This window comes from uncultured Jannaschia sp. (assembly GCF_947494055.1).
Taxonomy (GTDB): Bacteria; Pseudomonadota; Alphaproteobacteria; order Rhodobacterales; family Rhodobacteraceae; genus Jannaschia.
The window spans coordinates 1-607 of the sequence record NZ_CANLTR010000166.1; the positions used below are offsets into that span (position 1 = coordinate 1).

Annotated in this window: 1 protein-coding gene; it reads right to left on the reverse strand. The window is 70.7% G+C overall.

Annotated elements, in window-relative coordinates; genetic code table 11:
• Positions 1–575 (reverse strand): type IV secretory system conjugative DNA transfer family protein (locus tag Q1A87_RS23675; protein ID WP_299657315.1); only part of this gene is annotated, 575 nt, incomplete at its 3' end.
• Positions 576–607: the final 32 nt, after the last annotated feature.

Sequence of the window (607 nt, forward strand, 5' to 3'; positions counted from 1 at the left end):
GGGATCTGCACGAATACGGTGAGGTTGCCCTCGCAGAGCTCGCGCGTCCTGAAGGCGTCGCCGGAGACGAGGTCGGCATAGGCGGCGATCGAGAGCCAGCGGGTGGACTGGTCGGCGTTGGCGTAGAGGCCTGAGAAAGTCTCGTCGACGAGGCCCATGAGGGTGCCGGCGAGATCGCGGGCGAGCGGCGAGGCGGAGCCGGCATGGATGTCGCGCAGAAGCTCGCGCATCTCCGGCTCGGGCGTGACCAGTATCTGGCGCAACCGCCTGAGGGTCTTGTCGCGGGGGGCGACGCTCTCGTTCCAGAGCAGGTCGGCGAGCAGGCAGGTGATGAGGCTGCGTCCCAGCTCACGGAAGAACGCGCCGGTGCCCGCGCCGGACGACCGGTCGGGTTCGCCCACGAGCCAGGTCGCGACGGCCTCGACGTTGGTTTCGGCCAAGGGCGCGGTGATGTCGATCCAGTCCAGCGCGTTGAAGCCGCGCACGGGGACGTCCTTCGCGGCCGCGCCGCCCCCGGCGGGATCGAGGGTGACGACGCGCTGGCCCATGCGACCCTGCCGGGCCTTCGCGACCATGGGTCCGATCTCGCGGGCGGGGTCGAGTACGA